The sequence below is a fragment of the Paenibacillus sp. JT22N12 genome, from assembly GCF_056269365.1.
Map to the genome: position 1 here is coordinate 1,108,310 of NZ_JBWDNU010000002.1, position 23,651 is coordinate 1,131,960.

Sequence of the window (23,651 nt, forward strand, 5' to 3'; positions counted from 1 at the left end):
AGGATACCAACATGACAGAAGAGCAGCAGAATTCGTATTTAAAGGAAGACGAAGTATTTGACAGCATCGAAGCCGCGATTTATGATCTTATTCTGGGCAAAGCGGTTATCGTTGTGGATGACGAAGACCGCGAGAATGAAGGCGATCTGATTGCGCTGGCTGATAAAGCAACGCCGGAAATCATTAATTTTATGATTTCTGAAGCCCGCGGCCTTGTCTGTGTGCCCATCACCCAGGAGCGTGCCGAGGAGCTGGAGCTGCCGCCGATGGTCACACATAATACGGATTATCACGGTACAGCCTTCACCGTATCCGTTGACTATATATCCACATCGACAGGCATTTCCGCAGGCGAGCGCTCACAAACGGTCAAGGCTTTGATGAATCCGAATACCAAAGCCGCCGATTTCCGCCGCCCGGGCCATATCTTCCCGCTCATAGCCAAAAAAGGCGGCGTCCTGCGCCGTACCGGGCACACGGAAGCCGCTATCGACCTGGCCCGGATGTGCGGTTCCGCACCCGCTGCGGTGATCTGTGAAATCATTAAAGAGGATGGCACCATGGCCCGGCTTCCCGACTTGGTGGAATTCAAAAACAAGCATAACCTGAAGCTGATCACCATCCAGAATTTGATACATTACCGCAACGAGAAGGAAAAGCTTATCGAGCGTGCGGTTGATGTCAATCTGCCGACTGATTTTGGTGTATTCCGCGCTGTAGCCTATACGAATGAGGTGGACAACAAGGAGCATGTGGCCCTTGTTAAAGGCGAGATCGATCCCGACAAGCCGACACTGGTTCGTGTCCACTCGGAGTGTCTGACCGGCGATGTGTTCCATTCCCACCGCTGCGACTGCGGTCCGCAGCTTGAAGCGGCGCTCCGCCAGATTGAAGAAGCCGGCTCCGGCGTCCTGCTTTATATGCGTCAGGAGGGCCGCGGAATCGGTCTGATCAACAAATTAAAGGCCTATGAGCTGCAGGAGCAGGGATTCGACACGGTTGACGCGAATATTAAATTGGGCTTCGCTCCCGATTTGCGGGAATACGGCATTGGCGCTCAAATCCTGAAAGATCTGGGCATTAGCAAAATGCGTCTGTTAACCAACAACCCACGGAAAATTAAAGGGCTTGAAGGTTATGGAATAGAAGTGGTTGAACGTGTTCCGATTCAAATGGTATCCAATAAGAACAATGAGAAATATCTTCACACCAAGAAGGATAAGCTGGGCCATTTGCTGGAATTTGAAATTTAATTAATTTCTTGCCTTATAGAGGCAAAGACAAACCCATTTATGGAAGGATGACATCAAAATGCCGCATATATATGAAGGACATTTAATTGTAAATGAAGGTCAACGCTTTGGAGTCGTCGTTGGACGGTTCAATGAATTTATTTCCAGCAAGCTGCTTGGCGGCGCGCTTGACGCTTTCAAGCGTCATGGCACGGATGATGCCAATGTGGAAGTGGCCTGGGTTCCAGGCGCATTTGAAATCCCGCTGATCGCCCAGAAGATGGCAGAGAGCGGAAAATACGACGCCGTCATAACCCTTGGCGCGGTAATACGCGGATCGACTCCGCATTTTGATTATGTATGCAATGAGGCAGCCAAGGGAGTTTCGGCTGTAGCGCTGAAAACCGGCGTCCCGACAATCTTTGGCGTTCTTACTGTAGACACGATCGAGCAGGCTATTGAGCGCGCGGGTACGAAAGCGGGCAATAAAGGATGGGAAGCGGCGGTAACGGCCATTGAGATGGCTAACCTGACCAGACAGCTGCAAGGGTAAGGAGGGGCTTGGCCGTCATGACGGTAACATACAAACTGGAAGCGTTCGAAGGTCCGCTTGATCTGCTGCTTCATCTGATCGATAAAGCAGAGATTGACATTCACGAGGTATCCATCAGTGAAATCACGGATCAATATATGGATTACTTAAGTGCAATGCAGGAGCTGGAGCTGGAAGTTACGAGCGAATTTCTCGTTATGGCGGCTACCTTGTTGTCCATCAAAAGCAGACAGCTGCTTCCGAAGCCGCCGGTTATCGAGGATGATTACGACATGTGGGAAGACGATGGTCTGGACCCTCATGACGAATTGATTGCGAAGCTGGTGGAATACAGGAAATTCAAGCAAATTGCGGAGCAGCTGCGGGAGCAGGAATTCGAGCGGAGCCTTCTGTATACGAAGGAGCCGGAGGATCTGACGCCGTTCATGAAGGCTGAGCCGGTTAACCCCATTGAAGGGCTGCATGTCGGAGACCTGATCAAAGCGTTCCAGAAGGCGCTGCGCAAAGCGGTCAGACGGAATATGGTGTCGACTATTCACCGGGACGAGATCTCAGTGAAGGATCGCATCCGTGATATTATGGACCTGCTGCGCGAGCATGAAACCGTCCGCTTCTCCAAGCTGATTCGCGAGGAGATGGGCCGCCATGAAATTGTCGTTACCTTTCTCGCCATTCTGGAACTGATGAAGATGAAGCAGGTTACATGTTTTCAGCATCAATTATTTGACGATATAGTCGTTCATTGGAGAGGAGAAGCAGTAGAAAGTGGAATTCTCGAAGTTGAAATCGATTATTGAAGGCCTGCTGTTTATGGCTGGAGACGAAGGCTTGAGCGTCAAGCAGCTGGCGGATATTTTAGAGCTGGATGCCACGGTAGCCTCCGATATCGCCAAGGATTTGATGAAGGAATTAAAGCAGAAAAAACGCGGTATCCAGATGTCATTCATTGCCGGCGCGTTCAGATTGACGACAAACCCGGCCCATTCCTCCTATTTTGAGCGGATGGCCTATACGCCGACAAGATCAAGCCTGTCGCAGGCGGCGCTGGAAACCTTGTCCATTGTGGCATACCGGCAGCCGATTACACGCGTGGATATCGAAGAAATTCGCGGCGTCAAGAGTGATCGGGCCCTGCATACACTGGTTGTCAAAGATCTGATTGAAGGCGTAGGCCGTGCCGAAGCGATTGGACGGCCGATTCTGTACGGGACGACCAAATCATTCCTGGATTATTTCGGATTGGCCAGTCTGGATGCGCTGCCCGAGCCGGCGGATGTCGATGATGATTCGCTGGACGAGCAAACGCAGCTGCTGTTCGACAAGCTGGAGAACCGACAGATTACGATTGATGAAGTGCCAGGTGCAGCACATGATGATGAAACATGAATGAGATTTGTCCGTTAGGTCATACTATATCCGACCAATTATAGGGAAACGGGGGAAAGTAGCCCATGCTAGGGTACCCGCTCGGATGGATGATCGCGGCAGGTCTCTTTTTTTTGCTCTTGTTAGCCGCTGCACTTTCGCCTGTCGTGATTCGTGGTCATGTGAAGCGGATCGGTCAGGATGATCAGGCTGAGCTGCGGATTCGCGCACTTATGGGATTGGTTCATTACCACTGGAAGCTGCCCGATATACAGATGAAAGAAGAAGGGCTGGAAATGAAAAAAGAAGCGACCGCGGAGAATCTGGGCGGAAGCAAACAGCAATCATCTACCGATCATATGGATTCACATACGGCTATGAAGTCTTTTCAAACTGTTATACAGATTCTGGGCCAAACCAGAGATCTATTCGGGTGGGCCAGGCGGACCCTCGGACATATTCATGTAACCGAATGGAAATGGCATACGGCAGTGGGGACTGGCGATGCGGTATGGACGGCCATGGTAACCGGGTTCATCTGGTCGGCCAAAACAACGTCGATTGGCCTGTTATCCCAGCTTATCCGGTTGACTCATGATCCCGTGCTCACGGTACAGCCTGTATATAACCAGGTTTATTTTGCAACTGAAGGCCGGTTTAAAGCAAGAATCCGTCTTGGTTACGCGATTTACGCCACTATCGTATTGATGTACCGCCTGAAGAAGGTCAAGGGTATTCCCAAGGGTTTGGTTGGCTGGCAGCGTATTTTAATGCGTGCCTGAATCACATAAAGGATGCGGCTTGGGGGAACGCTAAAGACTGCAATGTGCAGGTTGGGATTGACGATATGATTGATCTTAAGGAGGATAACCCAGTGGCAGACCATCCGATTCAAGGCTTAATGCAAACCGCAATGGAAAATATTAAAGAAATGGTGGATGTAAATACCATCGTTGGCGATCCCGTCCAGACCCCGGACGGCAGTGTTATTATGCCGATATCCAAGGTTGGCTTTGGTTTTGTGGCAGGCGGCAGTGATATCCGTTTTGATCATGAGACCGAGCACCATTCCAAACAGCATGAAGGACATTCGGCATCCGTGTCGCTTCCCTTCGGAGGCGGCAGCGGCGGCGGCGTATCCATCACGCCTATCGCTTTTCTGGTAGTGGGCGTACATGGCGTCCGTATTGTGCCTCTTGATAACCAGACTCATCTTATGGAGCGTGTCATTGACTCCGCTCCAAAGGTTTTTGAGAAAATTCAAAGCATGTTCCAGCGGGACGATCTGGATATTGATCGTGACCGTGATCGTGATTCGCTTCATATTGACCGGCACGACCGAACCGAAGGAAAATATATCTAAAATGCTCGGCGTCTTAACGGGCTTTGGAGTTCCGTAAGTGGATAGCACCTATAGAAACCGTTCATCCCTGGCGGTTTCTTTTTTTTACGTGCTTGTCCGGACAACAGGACAAAGGGCATAACCAGACAGCTTGTTCATATAATAGTACAAGACCCATTCATCAGAGATTACATATGCTTAAAAGCAGTGGCTGAATCACGATGAAGCGAGTTTTTGGTATTCAAGGGTGGTTATTCAATGAAGACCACCAAAAACTCTAAGTTTATGCTTACGAAGTGAGTTTTTGGTATTCAATGGGTGGTTATTCAATGAAGACCACCAAAAACTCTTTAGGAGGAAGCGTATGAGGCTTGTCCGTTTATTGATTGGTCTTACGGGGATTGTAACCCTTGCATGTTCAGGGATCACTGGTATTGGTGTCCCGCTTGCTGCATATGCCGACGCTCCGGAGCCGATTACGACACATGCGAAAGCTGCCGCTCTCATTGATGTGGAATCCGGGCGTCTTCTATACACCTCCCAGGGTGATGAACAGATGAAAATCGCCAGCCTGACCAAAATCATGACGGCCATTGTGGCCATTGAGCATGGCAAGCTCTCGGATATGGTGAAAACAAGCAAGCGGGCGGCAGGCAGGGAAGGCTCATCGATTTATTTGAAGCTGGGCGAGGAAATGAGCTTGCAGAATATGCTTTACGGCTTGATGCTGCGCTCCGGCAATGATGTGGCAACGGCGATTGCCGAACATGTAGGCGGCTCCGAGGAAGGCTTCGTCCACATGATGAACGATAAGGCACAGATGCTGGGGATGACGAATTCACAATTTATGAACCCGCATGGACTTGATATCGAAGGTCATTATTCAACGGCCAATGATATGGCCAAGCTGACCGCTTATGCGCTGAAGAATCCGACCTTCAAAGAGATTGTGAAAACCAAAGTGAAAACGGCTCCCAATCCAAATGATGAATGGGATTATACATGGAAAAACAAAAATAAAATGCTCACGATGTATGATGGGGCGGATGGCGTGAAAACCGGCTACACCAAACAGGCATTACGCTGCCTGGTCAGCTCGGCGACAAGAGAAGGTCAGCAGCTGGCGGTTGTGACGTTGAACGACGGCAATGATTGGCTAGATCACCAGAAGCTGCTGGATTGGGGCTTTGCCAACTATCCGCTCGCCGAGGTCACCCATAAGGGACAGACAGTTAATGGCTATCCCTTGTCGGTAGGACGCACAATGCTTTATCCGTTTGCGGAGGGGGAGAAGGAACAGCTTCGCTCCAAGCTGGTGCTAACCGATTCCAGGAAGACCGAGTACTTGCTCGGTGAGCGGGGGAAAATTGATTGGTATATGGGGGATGTGAAAATCGGCTCTACACCTGTATATGAACCGCAGAGCAGCCGAATTCAGCAAACTCAGCAGCCGGAACGGGCACCTGCGGACGAGAAGGATGCCGATCTGACTGCCGCCAAGCCGGCAATGCATTCTTTCGGAAGTGCGTTGAAACTGACACTCTCTATGTTATTTGGAGGGAAGGAGAGGGCAGGATGGTAAACTGGATCTGGTTATTTTTTATTGCAATCAGCTTTGTTGCCGCGGTCATTAATGGTCGTATGGAAGCCCTGACGGAAGCGGCCTTCGAGGGGGCCAAGAACGGCGTATCGGTCAGTTTCGGCTTAATCAGCGTCATGGTGCTGTGGCTGGGATTGATGCGGATTGCCGAAGACGCCGGTCTCCTCCGCAAAATGGCCTCGCTGCTGCAGCCCGTGGTGCGCTTCCTGTTTCCGGATGTCCCCAAAGGGCATCCGGCGCTTGGCTACATTATGAGCAATATGAGCGCCAATATTCTGGGACTCGGCAATGCGGCCACGCCCATGGGCATCAAAGCCATGCAGGAGCTGCAGAAGCTGAATCCCGACAAGGAAACGGCCACGCCTGCCATGTGCACACTGCTCGCGCTCAATACTTCCAGTATCACACTGGTGCCCACTACCCTGATTGCTATCCGGATGACCTATGGCTCGGCGCATCCGGCCGAAATTGTCGGGACTACCCTGGCTGCAACACTGGTGGCCACCGTAGCTGCCATCGCAGCTGACCGATGGTACAGAAGCCGCGCTAAGCCGCCGAAATGGACGGACAAGGACGGAGGTCATATTGATTCGCCTGTAAAGGAACCTCGTGAGTTCATTGCTCATGACGGCGCCCCGCCTAACGGAAGCGTTGGCAGCGGAAAGGGTGAGGTTCTTGTATGAATGGATAACGGTGATATCGGCCTGGATGATCCCTTTTATTATCGTATTTATTCCGCTGTACGCCGCCTTTCGCAGAATTCCAGTCTACGAGACGTTTCTGGAGGGTGCCAAAGACGGCTTCGGCACAGCCGTCAACATTATTCCTCATCTGGTGGGAATGATGGTTGCCATCAGCATGTTCCGGGCTTCGGGAGCGATGGATATGCTCGCTTCTTTGATCAGTCCCCTGCTTGATCAGCTGGGCGTACCCAGTGAAGTCCTCCCCCTGGGCCTGCTCAGGCCTTTGACCGGAGCGGGTTCGCTCGCTTTTACTGCGGAGCTGATCAAGACCTTCGGACCCGATTCGATGATAGGGCGCATGGCCTCGACGATTCAAGGGAGCACGGATACGACCTTGTACGTGCTTACTGTTTATTTCGGAGCGATCGGCATCCGCCGCAGCCGCTATGCCTTGAAAGTCGGGCTTTTCTCCGATCTGGTCGGCTTTATAGCTGCTATTATTATCTGTTTATATGTGTTTGGATGAAACAACGCTCAAAGCCCGTTAAGGGGCTGCATGATCTCCTTCTAAAGAGACTGCAGCCTCCCTTGACGGGCTTCTTTGATCAACCTTTCCTTTGCTGCCGCTTTTAGGGTATTATGAAGGATGAGGTGAAAGCATTGGAACGTTTACAGAAAATTTTGGCGCATGCGGGCGTGGCTTCACGGCGCAAATGCGAAGAGCTTATTTTATCCGGACAGGTTGAAGTCAATGGCGAGCCTGTTACAACGCTAGGGGTGAAAGCAGACCCGGCCTTGGATATCATTACAGTAAAAGGAAAGCCTATTAAGAGCGAGAAAAAGCTTTATCTGGTTCTTAACAAGCCTAAGGGGGTCATTACGAGCGCAAGCGATCCGCAGGGACGCACGATCGTATCCGACTTTCTGCACGGCATAACGGAGCGGGTATATCCGGTCGGAAGACTGGATTATGATACGGAAGGGCTTCTGCTTCTGACGAACGACGGGGAGTTTGCCAATCTGCTTACCCATCCCAGCCATCATGTACCCAAGACCTATTGGGCGACCGTGAAGGGCGTGCCTCACGGCAGCTTGCTGGAGAAGCTGCAGAACGGCGTCATGCTCGAGGACGGGATGACGGCTCCCGCCGAGGTGGAGTATCATGATGTGGATACGGAGAAGAACCTGTCTACGATATCCATTACGATTTATGAAGGCCGCAACCGCCAGGTAAGGCGTATGTTCGACGCGATCTCCCATCCGGTGATTCTGCTGCGCAGAATCAAATTCGGAGAGCTTAGTCTGCTTGGACTAAAAAGAGGGAAGTATCGTCATTTAACACCCAAGGAAGTTGAACTCCTGCTAAAATCTGCTGTCAAGACACATAAAATTCAAAAATAACGAGCGGCGGCAATCTCAATTGCCGTCGGTTTTCGTTATAATCAATATGACACGAAAGCGAACTGTTATTAGCTTGTCGGGACTATACTTTTTATGCATAGGGCGGTGAATAATACGCATGAAATCAAACCGCAGAGCCATACAAATTACTATCTTTCTTGCTGTGCTGCTGCTAGGCGGCTATGCGATCGGCAATGCCCTGTTCGCTTCAAGCGACGGTCTGCCGCGCAAAGGAGATAAACCGCCAAGCTTTGCGCTTCTGGGCATCGACGGCAAGACGCACAGGCTCTCAGATTACAAGGGTAAAGCGCTTGTGGTTAATTTCTGGGGCACCTTCTGTCCAGGGTGCGTAACGGAAACGCCGGATCTTCAGAAGCAGTACGAACAGCAGGGAGACAAGCCCATTGAGATTATCGGGATTAATTTGGGCGAAGACAAATTGACGGTTAATAATTTCATCAAGCAGTATGGAGTAAGCTACACGATAGTACAGGATGAGAATCGCAAAGTGGAGCGCCAATATGGATTGAAATCGTATCCGACAACTTTTTTTATCAAACCGAACGGAACGATTATGGACATTTTCGTCGGGCCGATGACGGAAAAGGACATTGACGAGCGCGTCACGAAACTGCTTCAGTCCTGACCGAGGGAGGTCTTTTTTCTTGTTGGAATTTGAAAATACAAAATGCGAATGCGGACATCAGAATCCAGTCGGGACCGTACTCTGTGAGAGCTGCGGCAAACCGCTGGATGGCAAGGAAGTAGACATTGATACGCCCCTTGAAATGCGGTACGACGGAATAGCGCGCCGATCCCAGAAGAGCAATCAATCCGTTATCGACAAGGTATGGAGTTTCTTTTCTTCCGTGAAGATTGCCGTTCGCTTGATTGTGATTACGCTGATCGCCGCGATGATCGGAACGATTTTCACACAGGAGAATGCCTTTATTTCCTTTGACCCCACTACATATTACGAGGATCGTTACGGGTGGATCGGGAAGTGGTATTATAAGCTGGGATTTTCCAACACGTACGAGTCGTGGTGGTTTATCGGGCTGCTGGTGATGATCGGAACATCCTTGGTCATCTGCAGTTTGGACCGTGTGCTGCCGCTCTACAGGGCGCTTAACAAGCAGCAGATCCGCAAGCATCCACAGTTTCTCACTCGGCAGCGTACGGTATTTGAGACGCAGCTTCAGGAGGAAGACGCGGAGAAGCTGACCGCCCAGATCGGCGAGAAGCTGAAGCGCAAGCGCTATCGCGTAACCCGCGAGGGAACCGCTTTGCTGGCGGAGAAGAATAGATTCAGCCGATGGGGGCCATACATTAATCATATCGGTCTGATCGTATTCCTCCTTGCCGTGCTGCTGCGTTCGCTGCCAGGCTGGGCCATGGACTCCTATGTGACCGTTCCTGAAGGGGAGACGGTTCAGATTCCCGATACGAGCTACTACATCAAGAATGAGAAATTCACGCTTGACTACTATACGGACGCCGAGCTACCTGATGCGCTGAAAGGGACGGCAAGAGCCAAGCTGTATGAGACGCAAGCCGTTCTCTACACTTGTACGGCGGATTGCGATGATCCCGCTGCCGGCCCCAAGCTTAAAGAGGTCAACCGGCACAATATCATCGTGAATGATCCGCTCTCGTATAAAGGACTCAAAGCCTATCAGTTCGGTTTTGACGATACACCCAAGCTCAAAGCGGTCAAACCGGTGCTTGTAGACAAAGCAACCGGTCAAACCTATGGGCCGTTCAATCTGGAGATGCGCAATCCCGAGCTTGAGTATAAGCTTGGTCCCTATACGCTGCAGTTGAAGCAGACCTATATGGATTTTACACTGGACAAGAACGGGCAGCCCGGAACCAAGTCGTCCGAGCCCAACGCGCCGGCTTTTGTTTTTCTGATCAAGGGACCGAATTTGCCGGCGACCGGCGAGCCATACATGTACTTTCCGAAGGAAGTGGATAAGCAAACCTTCAGTCAGGATGTCATAAACGGTAAAATCGGCGAGCAGTTTGAAATCAAGGTTGGATCAATGGAAAATGTAACATTTGCCGGTATCATTACCACCCTCAACATCCGTACTGACCGGGCCATGCCGTTCATATGGACGGGGGCGGGAATATCCATGTTTGGTTTGCTGATCGGCTCCTATTGGCAGCATCGCCGCATTTGGCTTCGCGCCGACGCAAACCGGCTGCTGCTCGGCGCACACACAAACAAGAACAATTACGGCATGCGTGCCGACGTCGCGGCCGCACTTGGCAGTGCCGGCATCGTCGTGGAGCCAAAGTCGCTAGATAACGGGGGGAACACAACGTGAGTTCACTACTTACTTTCAGCAGCGACATTTTTCTGGTCGCATTTTTCTTATACTGCTTCGGGTTTATCTTCTATATCATCACGGTTGCAGGAGCGAAGTTCAGCAATCGCGATCCCAAGGCACATATCCGCCGCTGGGGACGCATCTCCTTTGTCGTGTCGCTGCTCGGGTTTATCTCGCACCTGACGTTCTTTATTACGAGGTGGATCGGCGGAGGACATATCCCGACAAGCAATATGTATGAGTTCATGACTTTCCTCGCCATGGCCGTCATGTTTGCTTTCATTGTAGTGTACGCGATTTACCGAAAGCCGCTCATCGGGGTGTTTACACTTCCGCTTGTTGTTTTTATCGTCGCTTACGCTTCCGTATTTCCACAGGAAGTTCAGCCGCTTATTCCCGCGCTCAACTCCTACTGGCTGAAAATCCACGTCACAACAGCGGCGCTGGGGGAAGCCTTCTTCGGAGTCGGTTTTGCGCTGTCGCTGATGTACCTGCTGCGTACGGTTGATTTCAAGGAAACAGGAGCGAGTGCACGCCGGTCGCAGCGCTGGATTGAGCTGGTAATGTTCGTCGGAATCGTTCTGATCGGATTTCTGGTTTCGGTATTTGCCTTTCGGGCAGCCGGATATGAAGCGACTTTCACCCAGGAAACGGTCAGCATCAGCGATGCGGGTGTCGAAAGCTCAAAAGTCGAGGATGTTACGTATACTACACCACCGATTTTCAAGCCGTACAACAGCCAGGTCACTTCCATGGATTCCTTCCTTGGCATGAAGGACGGCCTGTTTGAAACGCCGCATTGGATGCAAGGGGTAGATGCGGCCCGCAAGCTGAACACGATCGTTTGGGCGATCATTGCCGGTCTCATCCTCTATGGCTTGATCCGGCTTGTGATCCGCAAGCCGATTGCCGCTGTTATCCACCCGCTAACCCGGGCTATAGACCCTGATGATCTTGACGAAATCAGTTACAGGGCGATAGCGATCGGCTATCCGATCTTTACGCTAGGGGCGCTCGTATTCGCGATGATCTGGGCATATGAGGCCTGGTCCCGCTTCTGGGGCTGGGATCCCAAAGAGGTATGGGCGCTCATTACCTGGCTGTATTATACCGCTTTTCTGCATTTGCGCCTGTCGCGCGGCTGGCATGGCTCCAAATCCGCCTGGCTGGGGGTTATTGGCTTTATCGTGGTCATGTTCACGCTGGTGGGAGTTAATCTTGTTCTGGTTGGTCTGCATTCCTATGCAGGCGTCGATTAAACCTATCATGAGAGGAGTCTGATTCGGATGTCCGAAGAACTGCATCGCATTCTGGTCGTGGATGACGAAGAACGGATCCGTCGTTTGCTCAAAATGTATTTGGAAAAAGAGGGATATTCCATCGAGGAGGCAGAGGACGGGGAGAGCGCTCTGCGCTTGGCGACAGCCAGCGACTTTGACTTGATTCTGCTAGATGTCATGCTGCCCGGCATCGATGGCATAGAGGTATGTACAAGGCTGCGTCAGGTGAAGGCGACGCCTGTTATTATGCTGACGGCTAAAGGCGAGGAAATGAATCGGGTTCAGGGATTCGAGGTGGGGGCTGACGATTATGTGGTCAAGCCTTTTAGTCCGCGCGAGGTGATCTATCGGGTCAAAGCAATTCTGCGCCGCTCGTCCGCGACAGCGTTCCTGACGAAGGAAACCATCACAACCAATAATATCGTATTTCCTCATCTGATTATCGAGCATGACGCTCATCGGGTCATGGCAGGCGGCCAAGAGGTAAGCCTTACCCCTAAAGAGTATGAACTGCTCCATTATCTGGCAACGTCGCCAGATAAGGTGTTCTCCCGCGAGGAGCTGCTCAAGGATGTGTGGAACTATGAATTTTTCGGGGACCTGCGTACCGTCGATACGCATGTGAAGCGCCTCCGCGAGAAACTTAACAAGGTATCGCCTGAAGCCGCATCCATGATTACAACCGTATGGGGCGTTGGCTACAAGCTTGAGGTTTCCAAGTAATCGATGAAGTTATTAAGAAGTGTCGTCGGCAAGCTCTGGATCACCATTATCGGCCTGGTCGCGGTTGTCCTGCTTATTCTGGGGATGTTCCTCCTTCAATATATCGACTTTACGTTCAAAGGAGATAACTCGCATCACGTAAAAGTGCTGTTCGTTTATACTGCGATTATCGGCTTCCTGCTTTCGACCTTTTTTGCTTTTTTCCTGTCCACGAAGATTACCCAGCCTCTGCTGCAGCTGAAGAAAGCGGCCGATCTTATTTCGCAGGGGGAATACCGCACACGCGTTCCAATCCGCTCTTCGGATGAAATCGGGGATCTGGCGAATACCTTTAATCACATGGCAGCAGATCTGGATACGCTAATCCGGGATTTGAACCACGAGAAGGAGCATCTCTCAAGCGTTCTCAGGAGTATGGCAGATGCCGTTATTACGTTGGATGCACAGGGACAGGTGATTCTGGCCAATCCCGGCGGACAGCATGTAATCGAGAATTGGAGCAGTCTGATCTGGAGTGAGGATGATACTTCCTCAGGTTCAGCCCCTCGAATACGTCCCGGAATCCCGGTGCCGGGACCCATCTCGGAGCTGTACAAGCGTGTGCTGCGAGAAGGCAGAGATTTGACGGATAAGATTCATGTGCAGAGCGGCGTTTGGTCAGTCGTAATGGCGCCGCTCAAATCCAATGACTCTGTACGCGGCGCGGTGGCTGTAATGCGGAACGTGACAGAGGAATCGAAACTGGAGAAGCTTCGCCGTGACTTTGTCGCTAATGTGTCTCATGAAATCCGGACTCCGCTGTCCATGCTGCAGGGATACAGCGAAGCGCTGATTGATGATATCGCCGCTTCGCCCGAGGAACGGATGGAGCTGGTTCAGGTAATTCATGACGAGTCCTTGCGAATGAGCAGGCTGGTCAAGGATCTACTGGATCTGGCCAGAATGGAGGCCGGTCACATCGAGATGAAAAATGAGCAGGTTGATCTCGAAGGATTGGTCAAGCGTGTTCACCGTAAATTTCAGGTTTATGCCAAGGAACAGGGCATTACTCTGCAGAGCGAGCTTCCTCCGGGAACGGGACTGACAATTCGTGGAGCGGACGAGGACCGGCTGGAGCAGGTGCTGACCAATCTTCTCGACAATGCGCTTCGCCATACACCGGGCGGGGCTCAGATCAAGCTGGCGGCCCGCTATGTAACGAAGGACCGCAAGAGCTTTGTCGAGCTGAAGATACAGGATGAGGGGCAGGGGATCTCTGCGGATGATCTGCCTTATATCTTCGAGCGCTTCTATAAAGCCGACAAAGCGCGCACGCGCGGAGCATCCTCGGGAGGTACCGGGCTTGGACTTGCGATTGTGAAGAACATCGTCGACTCCCATCACGGACGAATTGATGTCGAAAGCGTTGTTGGAGAAGGCACCACCTTTACGCTGCTGCTTCCTGTCGAAGGAATAATATAATTGACAAGGCACTCCTGACAGGGGTGCTTTTTTTGTTGAAGCAGGCAGACTAATCTTGTTGTTCGTGAAACATCAAAAAAAACGCCCCCGCGAAGGAGCGCTTTTGTCAGAGAATGTTTTAAACTGTTGTACCCCGCCAAGAAAAAGGAGCTGCCTAGTACAAAATAATTTCTTTCGCATTATTCAAATCAGGCAGCTCGGCGATCTGGGAAAGAACATCCTTTGGAACGCCTTTATCCACAGATAGAACCATGATCGCTGCTCCGCCGACAATTTTCCGTCCGACCTGCATCGTCGCAATATTGACGTCGTTGGTGCCGAGCAGAGTGCCGACACGGCCGATGATACCTGGCTTATCATTATGCGATACGAGAATGAGATTGCCTCCTGGAGCGACATCGACCGGGAATTTGTCGATTTGCACGATACGTGGTCCATATCCGGTGAGCAAGGTGCCTGCTACAAGGCGTTCTTCCTGCTTCGAGCGCAGCGTTACCGTAACCAGATTCGTAAAGTCACGCGATGTATGGGATTTCTGAATAATAATATTGACGCTGCGTTCTTTGGCCAAATGCATGGAGTTGACAACATTGACCATCTCAGAGCCCAGATGATGCGAGAGCACGCCACGCACAATATAGCGGGTCAGCGGCTGGGTATCGACTTCGGCCAGCTCTCCGGCATAATTGACAGTGATTTCCTGAATTGCACCTTCAGTCAGCTGAGCGGCAAAGCTGCCAAGCTTCTCGCCCAGGTTGAAGTACGGCTGAAGAATGTTCAACACATTGGCCGGGATTGGCGGCATATTGACCGCGTTCATAAACGGCTTGTCACGCAGAATGTTCAGTACCTGCTCCGAGACGTCAATCGCAACATTCTCCTGGGCTTCTACTGTTGAAGCGCCGAGATGAGGCGTTACGATGATTTTGGGATTGGACAGGAAAGGGTGATCGGCAGCAGGCGGCTCGGATTCGAACACGTCGAACGCTGCACCGGCTACAATGCCCTGATCTACGGCTTCAACGAGTGCAAGCTCGTCAATGATGCCGCCGCGCGCGCAGTTGATAATACGCATGCCTTTCTTCATTACTGCGAATTGCGCTTTGCCAATCATGTGGCGCGTTTCCGGCGTAAGCGGCGTATGAACGGTCATGAAATCGGCATTCCGGATTATATCATCAACCGATGATAGACGGATACCGAGCTTCTCCGCACGCTCCTCAGTCAGGAACGGGTCATAACCCCATATCTCCATTCCGAATGCTTTGGCACGCTTGGCGACTTCGCTGCCGATCCGGCCCATGCCCAATACACCCAGAGTTTTGTTGCGGAGCTCAACGCCGAGGAAAGATTTGCGGTCCCATTCGCCGCCAACCGTTTTCAGATAAGCCTGCGGGATGTGACGGGCAACGGCCATCATCATGGCGAAGGTATGCTCACAGGTCGTGATTGTGTTTCCGTCAGGCGCGTTTATAACAATAATACCGCGCTGCGTTGCGGCTTCCAGATCGATGTTGTCGACTCCGACGCCAGCGCGGCCAACTACCTTCAGCAATTTGCCCGCTTCCATAATACGCGCGGTTACGCGGGTCTGGCTGCGAACGAGCAGGGCATCATATTCGCCGATGACAGCAACAAGCTCGTCCTCGCTCAGTCCTGGTTTTTTATCGACAATGACGTCTTCCGCATCCACAAGCTTCTGGATACCGAGATCGCTTATCGGGTCTGAGACTAATACTTTAAACATGTCTGATTGCCTCCTGAAAATTATTTACGCAGGTACACGCTTATGTAGAACTATAAGTAGTAAGAGCCGTTGTTTAGGTTACATCGGGCGCGGAATAAAGCTGTGCCCGGTGAATCGCCTGACGCTTTCCATCCGCGCGGGTTGAGGCTCTGCACGGACCGACAAGAATTGACACGTAACCTTTACTATTCTATAGCAAGCAAGCGGATAATTGCAATGGCGAAACTTGCTCAATTGTGAAAATTTCGTTATGATCGACCTTGAAAAGAGCATGCTTCCCAAGGGCGTTTTCGGGCTTCCCGGACATGCATGCAAATAACGCCGAGGAGCACACAGATGGAGCAATGGAACGATATCGAGCCGGAAAAGTTTTTGCAGCTTGCGGCCGGGGGGAATCTTGATTCCGATCAAATTATTGACGTGCGGGAGCAGCAGGAATGGGATTATTATCATCTGGATTCCTCATTGCTGATACCAATGAATACAATTCCTCACAGGCTTGCGGAAATTCCCGCGGGCAAAGCGGTATATATTATCTGCGCTCATGGGGTCAGAAGTACAGGAGTCTGCCGGTATTTAACAGAGAAAGGCTACAGCAACCTCCACAACGTTGTTGGGGGAATGGCGGCTGTAGCCTCTCTGCAAGGCTTCCAATATGACTAAGTAAGCATTTGCATTATTCCGGATAGAAAAACGGCAGCTGAGGCAGCAGCTCCTTGGGATAAAGCAGCGGCTTGCTGTCGTCGAAGTCTCCGGGACGGACGGCCTCTGTGCTGATCAGCAAATCAATGACGGACCCGAGAGTTTTCATGCCCATCTTGGCGGCTTGCCCGGATCCGATGAATTGATCCACACGCGCTGTCAAATCCTGAGGATAATAGGAAACAACCAGCATACGCGCCTTGAACTGCTCAGCTATTAATTTGTTCTTCACGACAAGCGGGAGCGATTTCCACTTGCTGAGCTCCAGTACCGAAGTTGCCGCATACTGGTCAGGAATATCCGGATTAACGGAGCTGCTCCATTTCATCATGGCATAATAATAATTCTGTTGGCCGGTTAACGCTTGTTTGACACCTTCCAGGTAATAAGCGTCCTTCTCCAGGCCTTGGACCAGAGCGGCCGATGACATATCTCTGACAGAGCCTGCACCGCGCTGCGCGGCTTCTCCTAACAGTTTAAGTCCCTTTAGGAGCTGCAGCTGGGATTGTTCAAGAAGAGGAGATGTGGCCGGCACGGATGCGAGCTTGGCTTCATCGTATTTTTGCCTGGCTGAACTGGCCAATTCTTTCAAAGCGGAAGCGGAATCCGACAGCTGTTGGGTGGACATTTTATGTAAGGTTTGAGTCCATTCGTTTTGAAATTCACGATAGGGTAAAAATACGGTATGATAGAAGGAGACCAGATCTTGCTGCTGGTACGCGGATACACTGTTGCTCTTGCCTCCGCTCAAATGCCTGGTCTGCTCAATGAGCTTCGCTTCGGTCTGGTCGGATCCGATCTTAACACCATAAAAAAAAGCGCCGACAGCACAAACCAGCATAAACAGGAAACCGAGGCTAAACAGCATTTCAGTTCGTGTTAATCGTTTCTCCATGATAATCCCCTTCGTTCTTCTGATCTAATTCGATTGTCCTAATCAGTATAGGTTAAATAGGTGGAAAAGGAAATATGAACCTTCATGTCAGGCGGTTAACAATGAAAAAATTCGACATTCGTAAAATCCGCTTTAAAAAAGTCACGATTGACCAAATTGATGACCGTCTGCTGCTGATAAATTTATATGCCACGCAAGCCGTTACTTTTATTATCGGTTTGATCTGGATTTTATTTCAGCATCGAAATCCATTTTTATTGTATGCTCTCCCAAGTGGCTGGAAATTCCTTCTGTGGGGTCTTGGTTTGGCTGCTGCGGTCATCGCTGTAGACCTTCTTGTATCCCGTTTTGTCCCTGAGGAAGCGGGGGACGACGGAGGAGTCAACGACCGGATTTTTAAAAACAGGCCGGTCTGGCATATAGTTGTTCTGTCTTTGATTGTGTCTATTTGTGAGGAAACCTTGTTTCGGGGAGCCATCCAGCATAATCTGGGTCCTTACTGGACGAGTATCGTGTTTGCCGCGATCCATGTCCGTTATTTGAGGCATTGGATACCGACTGGTCTGGTCTTCTCCATCAGTTATGCATTAGGCTGGATTTACATACAGACAGGGTCGTTATGGGCCCCGATCATCGCCCATTTTGTTATTGATATGGTGATGGGTTTCGTTATTCGTTTTCGGAGGGAAACATGAGCAGAGTTCTAAAATACGGAAGAGGGCGGAGGATTGAGCCTGAATCCCGGGTGAAGAAAAGGAACAGGAGCGCATCTGAAGCGCGTCCGGAAAGTGACGTCCTGTCCTCAAGGGTCCTGAAGCATCCCTCAAACAAACTAAAGATCGCCAAATGGTATTACCGGTTGCTTATTATGCTGTTTATGATTCTCGTGATCGGACTTGTAATCTGGGGAAAAAAACTGTCCGGAATATAACCGGCTATGCAAGTATGGGAGGCGGTTCGTCGATGATAGGGTGGCTGCTTGCTCTGGGGATCGCCGCTATAGGTCTTATTGTCTATATGATAAGTGAAGCCTACCGCTACCGGCTTGATCAGCATGTGATTTCACTTGACAGGCTGCCGGATGCTTTTGACGGTACGCGGCTTTTGTTTATTAGCGACATTCATAGAAGAGTAATTCCGGTTAAGGTAATAGAGCGGTGCATCGGGGAAGGGGGAGCCGATCTCGTTCTTATTGGGGGCGATCTTCGGGAGAAAGGCGTTCCTCTTGAACGGGTGCGCGGCAATTTGCGGAAGCTTGCTTCCATCGCTCCGGTTTATTTTATTTATGGCAATCATGATCATGATGAGGATATCCGCCCGTTTGAGGTAATGCTGCAGGAAGAAAGAATCCATATGCTGGTTAATGAGTCCGTGATTCTGGAGCAAAAGGATGGGAGCCGTATCCGCCTGGCGGGCGTGGACGATCCCCGCACCAACAGGGATAAGCTGTCCCTGGCTTTGAGTGAGCCGGAAGACGGGCATCGTTTGTTCACGCTTCTGCTTGCGCATGACCCCATTATTGCCGGCCGGCTGCTTTCCGATATGCCGGTTGATCTTATTCTAAGCGGCCACACACATGGCGGGCAGATCGTCCTGCCTCTTCTTGGCCCCGTGCTGAGGACCCAATCTCTGAAGCATTATGGACGCGGGTGGTTTAAGCTGCCGGCAATCCAGGCAGCAGAGACGGTATCGCCTCTGCTGTTCGTAAGCTGCGGATTCGGCACATCCAAATTCCCGCTTAGGCTGCTGGCTCCCGCACAGCTGCATTTTCTTACTTTGAAGTCTGATCGAGACCCAGGTCTATCGTCTGAGGATCAATAAATCCGTAGCCCTTCTCTTCGAGCCTGGTCAATAGCGTGTCCAGTGCTTCAACCGTCCAGGGAAGCTCATGCATCAGAATATTAGCGCCGGGGTGGAGCTGCTCCAACACGTTTTTTATGACGAGATCAGGCTGCTCCTTTGTGCTTTTCGTGTCCCAATCCAGAGAACCGTTTGACCAGGTCGTATACAGCATGCCTTTTTTGTTCACAATGCTTCGGACCTTGTCTCCTCCCGAACCAAAAGGCGGGCGGAAGAATACAGGCTCAAATCCTAAGGTTTCCTTCACAATGTTCTGAACATCCCCAACCTGCTTTTCAATTGCAGCAACTGATTCTTTTTTCAAATCGATGTGATCCCAGGAGTGATTGCCGATCGTCTGTCCGCGGTCGGCTATTTTTTTAAGCAGTTCGGGATGTTTCTTCACGCGGTAGCCATTGACGAAGAAAATTGCCTTCGCTTTATGCTTATCCAGCGTATCCAGCAAGCCGCTAATCATTTTATCCTCTTTGGGCCCGTCATCGAAGGTGAGAAGAACAACCTTGTCGGCCGTTTCTTTGGAGATGGGTTCAAATCGGTAAGCCTTGCTCATTTTGTAGAGTTTTTCCTTGACCGGCGCATCTTCTGGTTTCTGGGCTGCTGTACCCGTTGAATTGTCTTCGCTCCCGCTGCTGGCAGCAGGCTCTGTTCCCGCAGTTTGATCGGATTGGGGATCTGCAGGCTCTGCGGCCGGCTGCGCCGGACCTTCACTCGCAGGGGCATCCTTATTGGAAGGAGCCGTATTTGGCGCAGGCGCAATTGTCTGATTGCCTGCTTCATTATTATGAGGCTGAGCCGCGCATCCTGAAAGCAGCAGGAAGCCTAGCGACAGCTTAAGCATGATGGTGGATTTATGTAGTCCTGGCATAGTTATGCCTCCTAAAGTCATTTTGATTTGTCCGGCTTACTAAGACTTGCCGGATATGTATAGCCTATTCCTCTTTATTACTCTAAAGTTCAACCATTGTAACATAATTATTCCTCCGTCACGCATTTTTCCGCTCTTTATTCAGCTTGCAATATTCCAGGAAAACAGGATGATAATATGTAATCGGCATATCTTGGAGCACGGAATGACAGCAGTCCTGTTGGGTCAAACTAAGCTTGAAATCACGAAGCTTAAACAAGGAGGATTACCGATGAAATGGAGCGCTTTTATGCTCGGTGGTCTTGCCGGAGCAGCAGTAGCGGTGTATGCCGCCAGAAAACGTCCGGGAATGTTTGCCTGGGCTGGCGCAGCGGCGGGCGAGGCTTGGGATGGAATGAAGGGAAGAGCGGTTAATGCGGTTCTCGACCGTAAATTCCGCTCCGACAAAGCAGATCATGACTCGAAGCATTCGGAAGGATCGGGCGACAGCTGGAATCAAATTGAGGAAATGCTGAATCAGGATCCACATGTGAAGCGGCAGGCGGAAGAGATCATGGCGGAAGCGACAAAGCATTAAAAAAAATTGAATCGTTTGATCGTCTGATTTCGTATAATAGGAGACGGTCTGGCGATTCTTTTTTTGTGTGATCTAAGTAGCATTCCAATCACAGACATGCTAACATAGTTACATAGCACGATTTAATCACCAAACAGCGCTTGCTTCATACGCTGTTTATAACCGATATTACCGCGTTTGTGCGCTTTCGAAGACGGTTTTGCTCCGCGAAAACGAAGCAGATGCTTTCGAGAAGGGGGATCCTATCATGAAAATCGAACGACTCAATCAAGACAAAATACGTATATTTCTGACGTTCGACGACCTGCTGGAGCGTGGGATCCAGAAGGAAGACATGTGGCGCGAAATACCGAAGGTGCACGAACTTTTCAGCGAGATGATGGATCAGGCCTATAACGAATTAGGTTTTGATGCGAGCGGTCCTCTTGCTGTTGAAGTATTTGCCCTCCCGGCTCAGGGTATGGTCGTCATTGTTACAAGAGGCAAGGTGAATTTCAAGCCGGAGGAACGCTCCCTCGAGGAAGACGACGGCGAAGAGGATGTTTATGAGCTTGAAGTCACACTTGAGCAAAGTGATGTTGTCATGTACGCTTTCCGGGACATCGAAGATGTGATTGCGGTTTGCAAGCAAATCAAGGCAGCCGAATTAACGGACGATGGACGTTTATATTCCTATAATGGCAAATATATGCTTGTTCTTGAATCTGAAGGTGTAGAGCTGGCGCGCTATCACGCCATTATTGCCCTCCTTGCCGAGTACGGGGAAGCAACATCCGTGACAACTGCGATTCTTGAGGAGTATGGCAAAGTGATTATGCCGGCCAAGGCTGTCGCCGAAATCTGCACTTATTTCTAAAGTGGTCATTCCTAAGCATCTGCATTCGGGGTTCAATCCCTGTGCACGGTGCTTTTTGTTTACCTGTCATGCTTGCCGCCGCATAGCACCGACTCTAACCGCTCATATTATGGTAGAAAAGGTGGTGGCGGATTTATGAATGAATCTGTGTCGAATTCAAACGATATGCTCGCATCTACCCAAGCGGTAATTAAGGATGCGCTTCGCAAGCTGGGTTATGGAGATGAAATGGTAGAGCTGCTCAAGGAACCGATGCGGCTGTTGACCGTGCGCATTCCCGTCCGGATGGACAATGGCAATATGCGTATGTTTGTGGGATACCGGGCCCAGCATAATGATGCGGTCGGTCCAACTAAAGGAGGAGTCCGTTTTCATCCCGACGTGAACGAGAATGAAGTCAAAGCGCTCTCGATCTGGATGGGCTTGAAATGCGGCATTGCCGATTTGCCTTTCGGCGGAGGAAAGGGAGGCATTATCTGCGATCCCCGCAATATGTCCTTCCGGGAGCTGGAGCGGCTCAGCAGAGGCTATGTCCGGGCAATCAGCCAGCTTGTGGGTCCAACCAAAGATATACCCGCGCCCGATGTGATGACAAATTCACAAATTATGGCCTGGATGCTGGATGAATACAGCAGGATCCGCGAGTTTGATTCACCCGGTTTTATAACCGGCAAGCCGATTGTGCTTGGCGGGTCGCTGGGGCGCGAAAGCGCGACGGCGCGCGGGGTTGCGATCGTCATCGACGAGGCTCTCCGGGTAAAAGGCATTCCTCTTCCCGATGCGACGGTAGTCATTCAGGGCTTTGGAAATGCCGGAAGTTTTCTGGCAAAATTCATGCATGATGCCGGTGCCAAAGTTATAGGTATTTCCGATGTGAACGGAGCGTTGTATAATAAGGAGGGACTGGACATCGACTCTCTTCTTGACCGGCGGGATTCCTTCGGTACAGTGACCAATTTATTCCGGGATACGATATCCAATGAGGAGCTGCTTGAGCTCGAATGCGATGTTCTCGTACCCGCTGCGATAGAAAATCAGATAACAGTGAATAATGCCGACAGAATTAAAGCGAAAATCATTGTGGAAGCGGCAAATGGGCCAACTACAATGGATGCTACCCGAATTGTGACGGATCGCGGCATCCTGCTTGTACCGGATGTGCTGGCAAGCGGCGGCGGCGTGATTGTGTCCTACTTTGAATGGGTTCAAAATAATCAGGGCTATTATTGGTCCGAAACCGAAGTGGACAGCAGGCTGCAGGAAATGATGATCCGCGGATTTAATCAAGTCTATGACCTTCATATCAGCCGCAAGGTGGATATGCGGCTGGCCGCCTATATGGTCGGGGTCCGCAAGATGGCGGAGGCCTCGCGTTATCGCGGTTGGGTGTAAGGGTTGTGCATGACACCAGGAGGTGACAGACGAGAAAATGCTGCTTTTTTCCATATTAACCGGAGCGGTTGCGCCCGGAATTTCTTTGCTCACTTACTTTTATCTGAAGGACCGGTACGATGCTGAACCGATTCATATGGTACTGCGCGTATTTCTTCTCGGTGTCGTCATCGTATTGCCTATTATGGTCATTCAACGCGGCCTGACCCTTTTGTGGGGAGACCATCCCTTCGTATTTGCCTTTGCCGTATCGGCAGGGGTGGAGGAACTGGTCAAGTGGTTCGTGCTGTATCACATCATATACAACCATACGGAATTCGATGAGCCTTATGACGGGATTGTGTATGCAGTAGCGATATCGCTTGGTTTTGCTACTGTTGAAAATGTGCTCTATGCGGTATTTCAGCCTTCTTCCATGGGCACATTGCTTATCCGTGCGCTTCTTCCTGTTTCCGGACATGCCTTGTTTGGCGTCACAATGGGATATTATTTGGGCAAAGCCAAATTTGCCGCGAAAAAATCCAGCGGCAAATTTATTATGCTTGCAGCCGCTGCGCCCATGGTGGAGCATGGCGTTTACGATTGGATTATGGGTTCCGGCTCCACCTACTGGGTATGGTTTATTGTACCGCTCATGACCTATTTGTGGATAAAGGGAATCCGGAAAATGAACCGGGCCAACGCCCGGTCACCGTTTGCCCTGCTTGGGCGGGAAGAAGAGATTAAATTGTAATTTTTTGGTCCATAATAGGATCATCAAGCGCGACTATTGTTCGCGACT

26 protein-coding genes are annotated in these 23,651 nt (G+C 50.7%); 23 read left to right on the forward strand and 3 right to left on the reverse strand.

Annotated elements, in window-relative coordinates; all coding sequences use genetic code 11:
• Positions 1-11: 11 nt before the first annotated feature.
• From AC0YOA_RS10340 to AC0YOA_RS10410, 15 genes are all read left to right on the forward strand, one after another.
• On the forward strand, positions 12-1,253 hold the full coding sequence (locus tag AC0YOA_RS10340) for a bifunctional 3,4-dihydroxy-2-butanone-4-phosphate synthase/GTP cyclohydrolase II (protein WP_475786484.1): 1,242 nt from the start codon (positions 12-14) through the stop codon (positions 1,251-1,253).
• 58 nt (positions 1,254-1,311) lie between these two features.
• On the forward strand, positions 1,312-1,785 hold the full coding sequence (gene ribH, locus AC0YOA_RS10345; protein ID WP_210041652.1) for a 6,7-dimethyl-8-ribityllumazine synthase: 474 nt from the start codon (positions 1,312-1,314) through the stop codon (positions 1,783-1,785).
• 17 nt (positions 1,786-1,802) lie between these two features.
• Positions 1,803-2,582, forward strand: coding sequence for a segregation and condensation protein A (locus AC0YOA_RS10350; RefSeq protein ID WP_475767963.1), 780 nt, complete (start codon positions 1,803-1,805; stop codon positions 2,580-2,582).
• A complete protein-coding gene (gene scpB / locus AC0YOA_RS10355) occupies positions 2,551-3,171 on the forward strand; it encodes an SMC-Scp complex subunit ScpB (RefSeq protein ID WP_475786485.1) in 621 nt (206 codons plus the stop codon). The genes AC0YOA_RS10350 and scpB overlap by 32 nt, the downstream gene beginning before the upstream one ends.
• A gap of 65 nt (positions 3,172-3,236) precedes the next feature.
• A complete protein-coding gene (locus AC0YOA_RS10360) occupies positions 3,237-3,932 on the forward strand; it encodes a DUF2953 domain-containing protein (protein WP_475786486.1) in 696 nt (231 codons plus the stop codon).
• Positions 3,933-4,024: 92 nt separating this feature from the next.
• Positions 4,025-4,513, forward strand: a complete 489-nt coding sequence (gene ytfJ / locus AC0YOA_RS10365; RefSeq protein ID WP_475786487.1) for a GerW family sporulation protein — start codon at positions 4,025-4,027, stop codon at positions 4,511-4,513.
• A gap of 343 nt (positions 4,514-4,856) precedes the next feature.
• On the forward strand, positions 4,857-6,074 hold the full coding sequence (locus AC0YOA_RS10370; RefSeq protein WP_475786488.1) for a D-alanyl-D-alanine carboxypeptidase family protein: 1,218 nt from the start codon (positions 4,857-4,859) through the stop codon (positions 6,072-6,074).
• Positions 6,068-6,775 carry a nucleoside recognition domain-containing protein gene (locus AC0YOA_RS10375; protein ID WP_475786489.1) on the forward strand — a complete coding sequence of 236 codons (708 nt, stop codon included), beginning with the start codon at positions 6,068-6,070 and terminating at the stop codon, positions 6,773-6,775. The genes AC0YOA_RS10370 and AC0YOA_RS10375 overlap by 7 nt, the downstream gene beginning before the upstream one ends.
• Positions 6,768-7,301, forward strand: coding sequence for a spore maturation protein (locus tag AC0YOA_RS10380; protein WP_379114571.1), 534 nt, complete (start codon positions 6,768-6,770; stop codon positions 7,299-7,301). Before AC0YOA_RS10375 ends, AC0YOA_RS10380 begins: the two co-directional genes overlap by 8 nt.
• Positions 7,302-7,435: 134 nt before the next feature.
• Positions 7,436-8,176, forward strand: coding sequence for a pseudouridine synthase (locus AC0YOA_RS10385; RefSeq protein ID WP_475786490.1), 741 nt, complete (start codon positions 7,436-7,438; stop codon positions 8,174-8,176).
• A 118-nt stretch (positions 8,177-8,294) separates the two neighbouring features.
• The gene (locus tag AC0YOA_RS10390; RefSeq protein ID WP_475786491.1) at positions 8,295-8,822 is read left to right on the forward strand and encodes a redoxin domain-containing protein; all 528 of its coding nucleotides are present in this window, start codon (positions 8,295-8,297) and stop codon (positions 8,820-8,822) included.
• A gap of 19 nt (positions 8,823-8,841) precedes the next feature.
• Positions 8,842-10,509, forward strand: a complete 1,668-nt coding sequence (gene resB / locus AC0YOA_RS10395) for a cytochrome c biogenesis protein ResB (protein ID WP_379114573.1) — start codon at positions 8,842-8,844, stop codon at positions 10,507-10,509.
• On the forward strand, positions 10,506-11,771 hold the full coding sequence (ccsB, locus tag AC0YOA_RS10400) for a c-type cytochrome biogenesis protein CcsB (RefSeq protein ID WP_210041607.1): 1,266 nt from the start codon (positions 10,506-10,508) through the stop codon (positions 11,769-11,771). The genes resB and ccsB overlap by 4 nt, the downstream gene beginning before the upstream one ends.
• A 27-nt stretch (positions 11,772-11,798) precedes the next feature.
• Positions 11,799-12,515: a response regulator transcription factor gene (locus AC0YOA_RS10405; protein ID WP_210041599.1), complete on the forward strand. Its 717-nt coding sequence runs from the start codon at positions 11,799-11,801 to the stop codon at positions 12,513-12,515.
• A gap of 3 nt (positions 12,516-12,518) precedes the next feature.
• Positions 12,519-13,976, forward strand: coding sequence for an ATP-binding protein (locus AC0YOA_RS10410; protein WP_475786492.1), 1,458 nt, complete (start codon positions 12,519-12,521; stop codon positions 13,974-13,976).
• A 154-nt stretch (positions 13,977-14,130) separates the two neighbouring features.
• Here AC0YOA_RS10410 and serA read toward each other — a convergent pair whose 3' ends face one another.
• Entirely contained in the window at positions 14,131-15,723 is a 1,593-nt protein-coding gene (gene serA / locus AC0YOA_RS10415; protein WP_475786493.1) for a phosphoglycerate dehydrogenase, read from the reverse strand.
• Positions 15,724-16,059: 336 nt separating this feature from the next.
• Between serA and AC0YOA_RS10420 the strand changes: the two genes are divergently transcribed.
• Entirely contained in the window at positions 16,060-16,386 is a 327-nt protein-coding gene (locus AC0YOA_RS10420) for a rhodanese-like domain-containing protein (RefSeq protein WP_475786494.1), read from the forward strand.
• 13 nt (positions 16,387-16,399) lie between these two features.
• Here AC0YOA_RS10420 and AC0YOA_RS10425 read toward each other — a convergent pair whose 3' ends face one another.
• Positions 16,400-17,320 carry a hypothetical protein gene (locus tag AC0YOA_RS10425; RefSeq protein ID WP_475786495.1) on the reverse strand — a complete coding sequence of 307 codons (921 nt, stop codon included), beginning with the start codon at positions 17,318-17,320 and terminating at the stop codon, positions 16,400-16,402.
• A 101-nt stretch (positions 17,321-17,421) separates the two neighbouring features.
• On the opposite strand from AC0YOA_RS10425, the gene AC0YOA_RS10430 reads away from it, so the two are divergent.
• From AC0YOA_RS10430 to AC0YOA_RS10440, 3 genes are read left to right on the forward strand one after another with little or no spacing between them, the layout of a single operon-like run.
• Positions 17,422-18,015 carry a lysostaphin resistance A-like protein gene (locus AC0YOA_RS10430; protein WP_475786496.1) on the forward strand — a complete coding sequence of 198 codons (594 nt, stop codon included), beginning with the start codon at positions 17,422-17,424 and terminating at the stop codon, positions 18,013-18,015.
• Entirely contained in the window at positions 18,012-18,251 is a 240-nt protein-coding gene (locus tag AC0YOA_RS10435) for a hypothetical protein (RefSeq protein WP_475786497.1), read from the forward strand. Before AC0YOA_RS10430 ends, AC0YOA_RS10435 begins: the two co-directional genes overlap by 4 nt.
• A 32-nt stretch (positions 18,252-18,283) precedes the next feature.
• Complete coding sequence (locus AC0YOA_RS10440) at positions 18,284-19,141, forward strand: metallophosphoesterase (protein WP_475786498.1); 858 nt, start codon at positions 18,284-18,286, stop codon at positions 19,139-19,141.
• Here the strand turns inward: AC0YOA_RS10440 and AC0YOA_RS10445 are convergent.
• Positions 19,092-20,045: a polysaccharide deacetylase family protein gene (locus AC0YOA_RS10445; RefSeq protein WP_475786499.1), complete on the reverse strand. Its 954-nt coding sequence runs from the start codon at positions 20,043-20,045 to the stop codon at positions 19,092-19,094. The genes AC0YOA_RS10440 and AC0YOA_RS10445 overlap by 50 nt on opposite strands.
• 271 nt (positions 20,046-20,316) lie before the next feature.
• On the opposite strand from AC0YOA_RS10445, the gene AC0YOA_RS10450 reads away from it, so the two are divergent.
• From AC0YOA_RS10450 to prsW, 4 genes are all read left to right on the forward strand, one after another.
• Positions 20,317-20,622: a hypothetical protein gene (locus AC0YOA_RS10450; RefSeq protein ID WP_210041572.1), complete on the forward strand. Its 306-nt coding sequence runs from the start codon at positions 20,317-20,319 to the stop codon at positions 20,620-20,622.
• A 247-nt stretch (positions 20,623-20,869) separates the two neighbouring features.
• On the forward strand, positions 20,870-21,478 hold the full coding sequence (locus AC0YOA_RS10455; RefSeq protein ID WP_475786500.1) for a genetic competence negative regulator: 609 nt from the start codon (positions 20,870-20,872) through the stop codon (positions 21,476-21,478).
• Positions 21,479-21,613: 135 nt separating this feature from the next.
• Positions 21,614-22,870, forward strand: a complete 1,257-nt coding sequence (locus tag AC0YOA_RS10460) for a Glu/Leu/Phe/Val family dehydrogenase (RefSeq protein WP_210041568.1) — start codon at positions 21,614-21,616, stop codon at positions 22,868-22,870.
• A 37-nt stretch (positions 22,871-22,907) separates the two neighbouring features.
• On the forward strand, positions 22,908-23,603 hold the full coding sequence (gene prsW / locus AC0YOA_RS10465; protein WP_210041566.1) for a glutamic-type intramembrane protease PrsW: 696 nt from the start codon (positions 22,908-22,910) through the stop codon (positions 23,601-23,603).
• Positions 23,604-23,651: the final 48 nt, after the last annotated feature.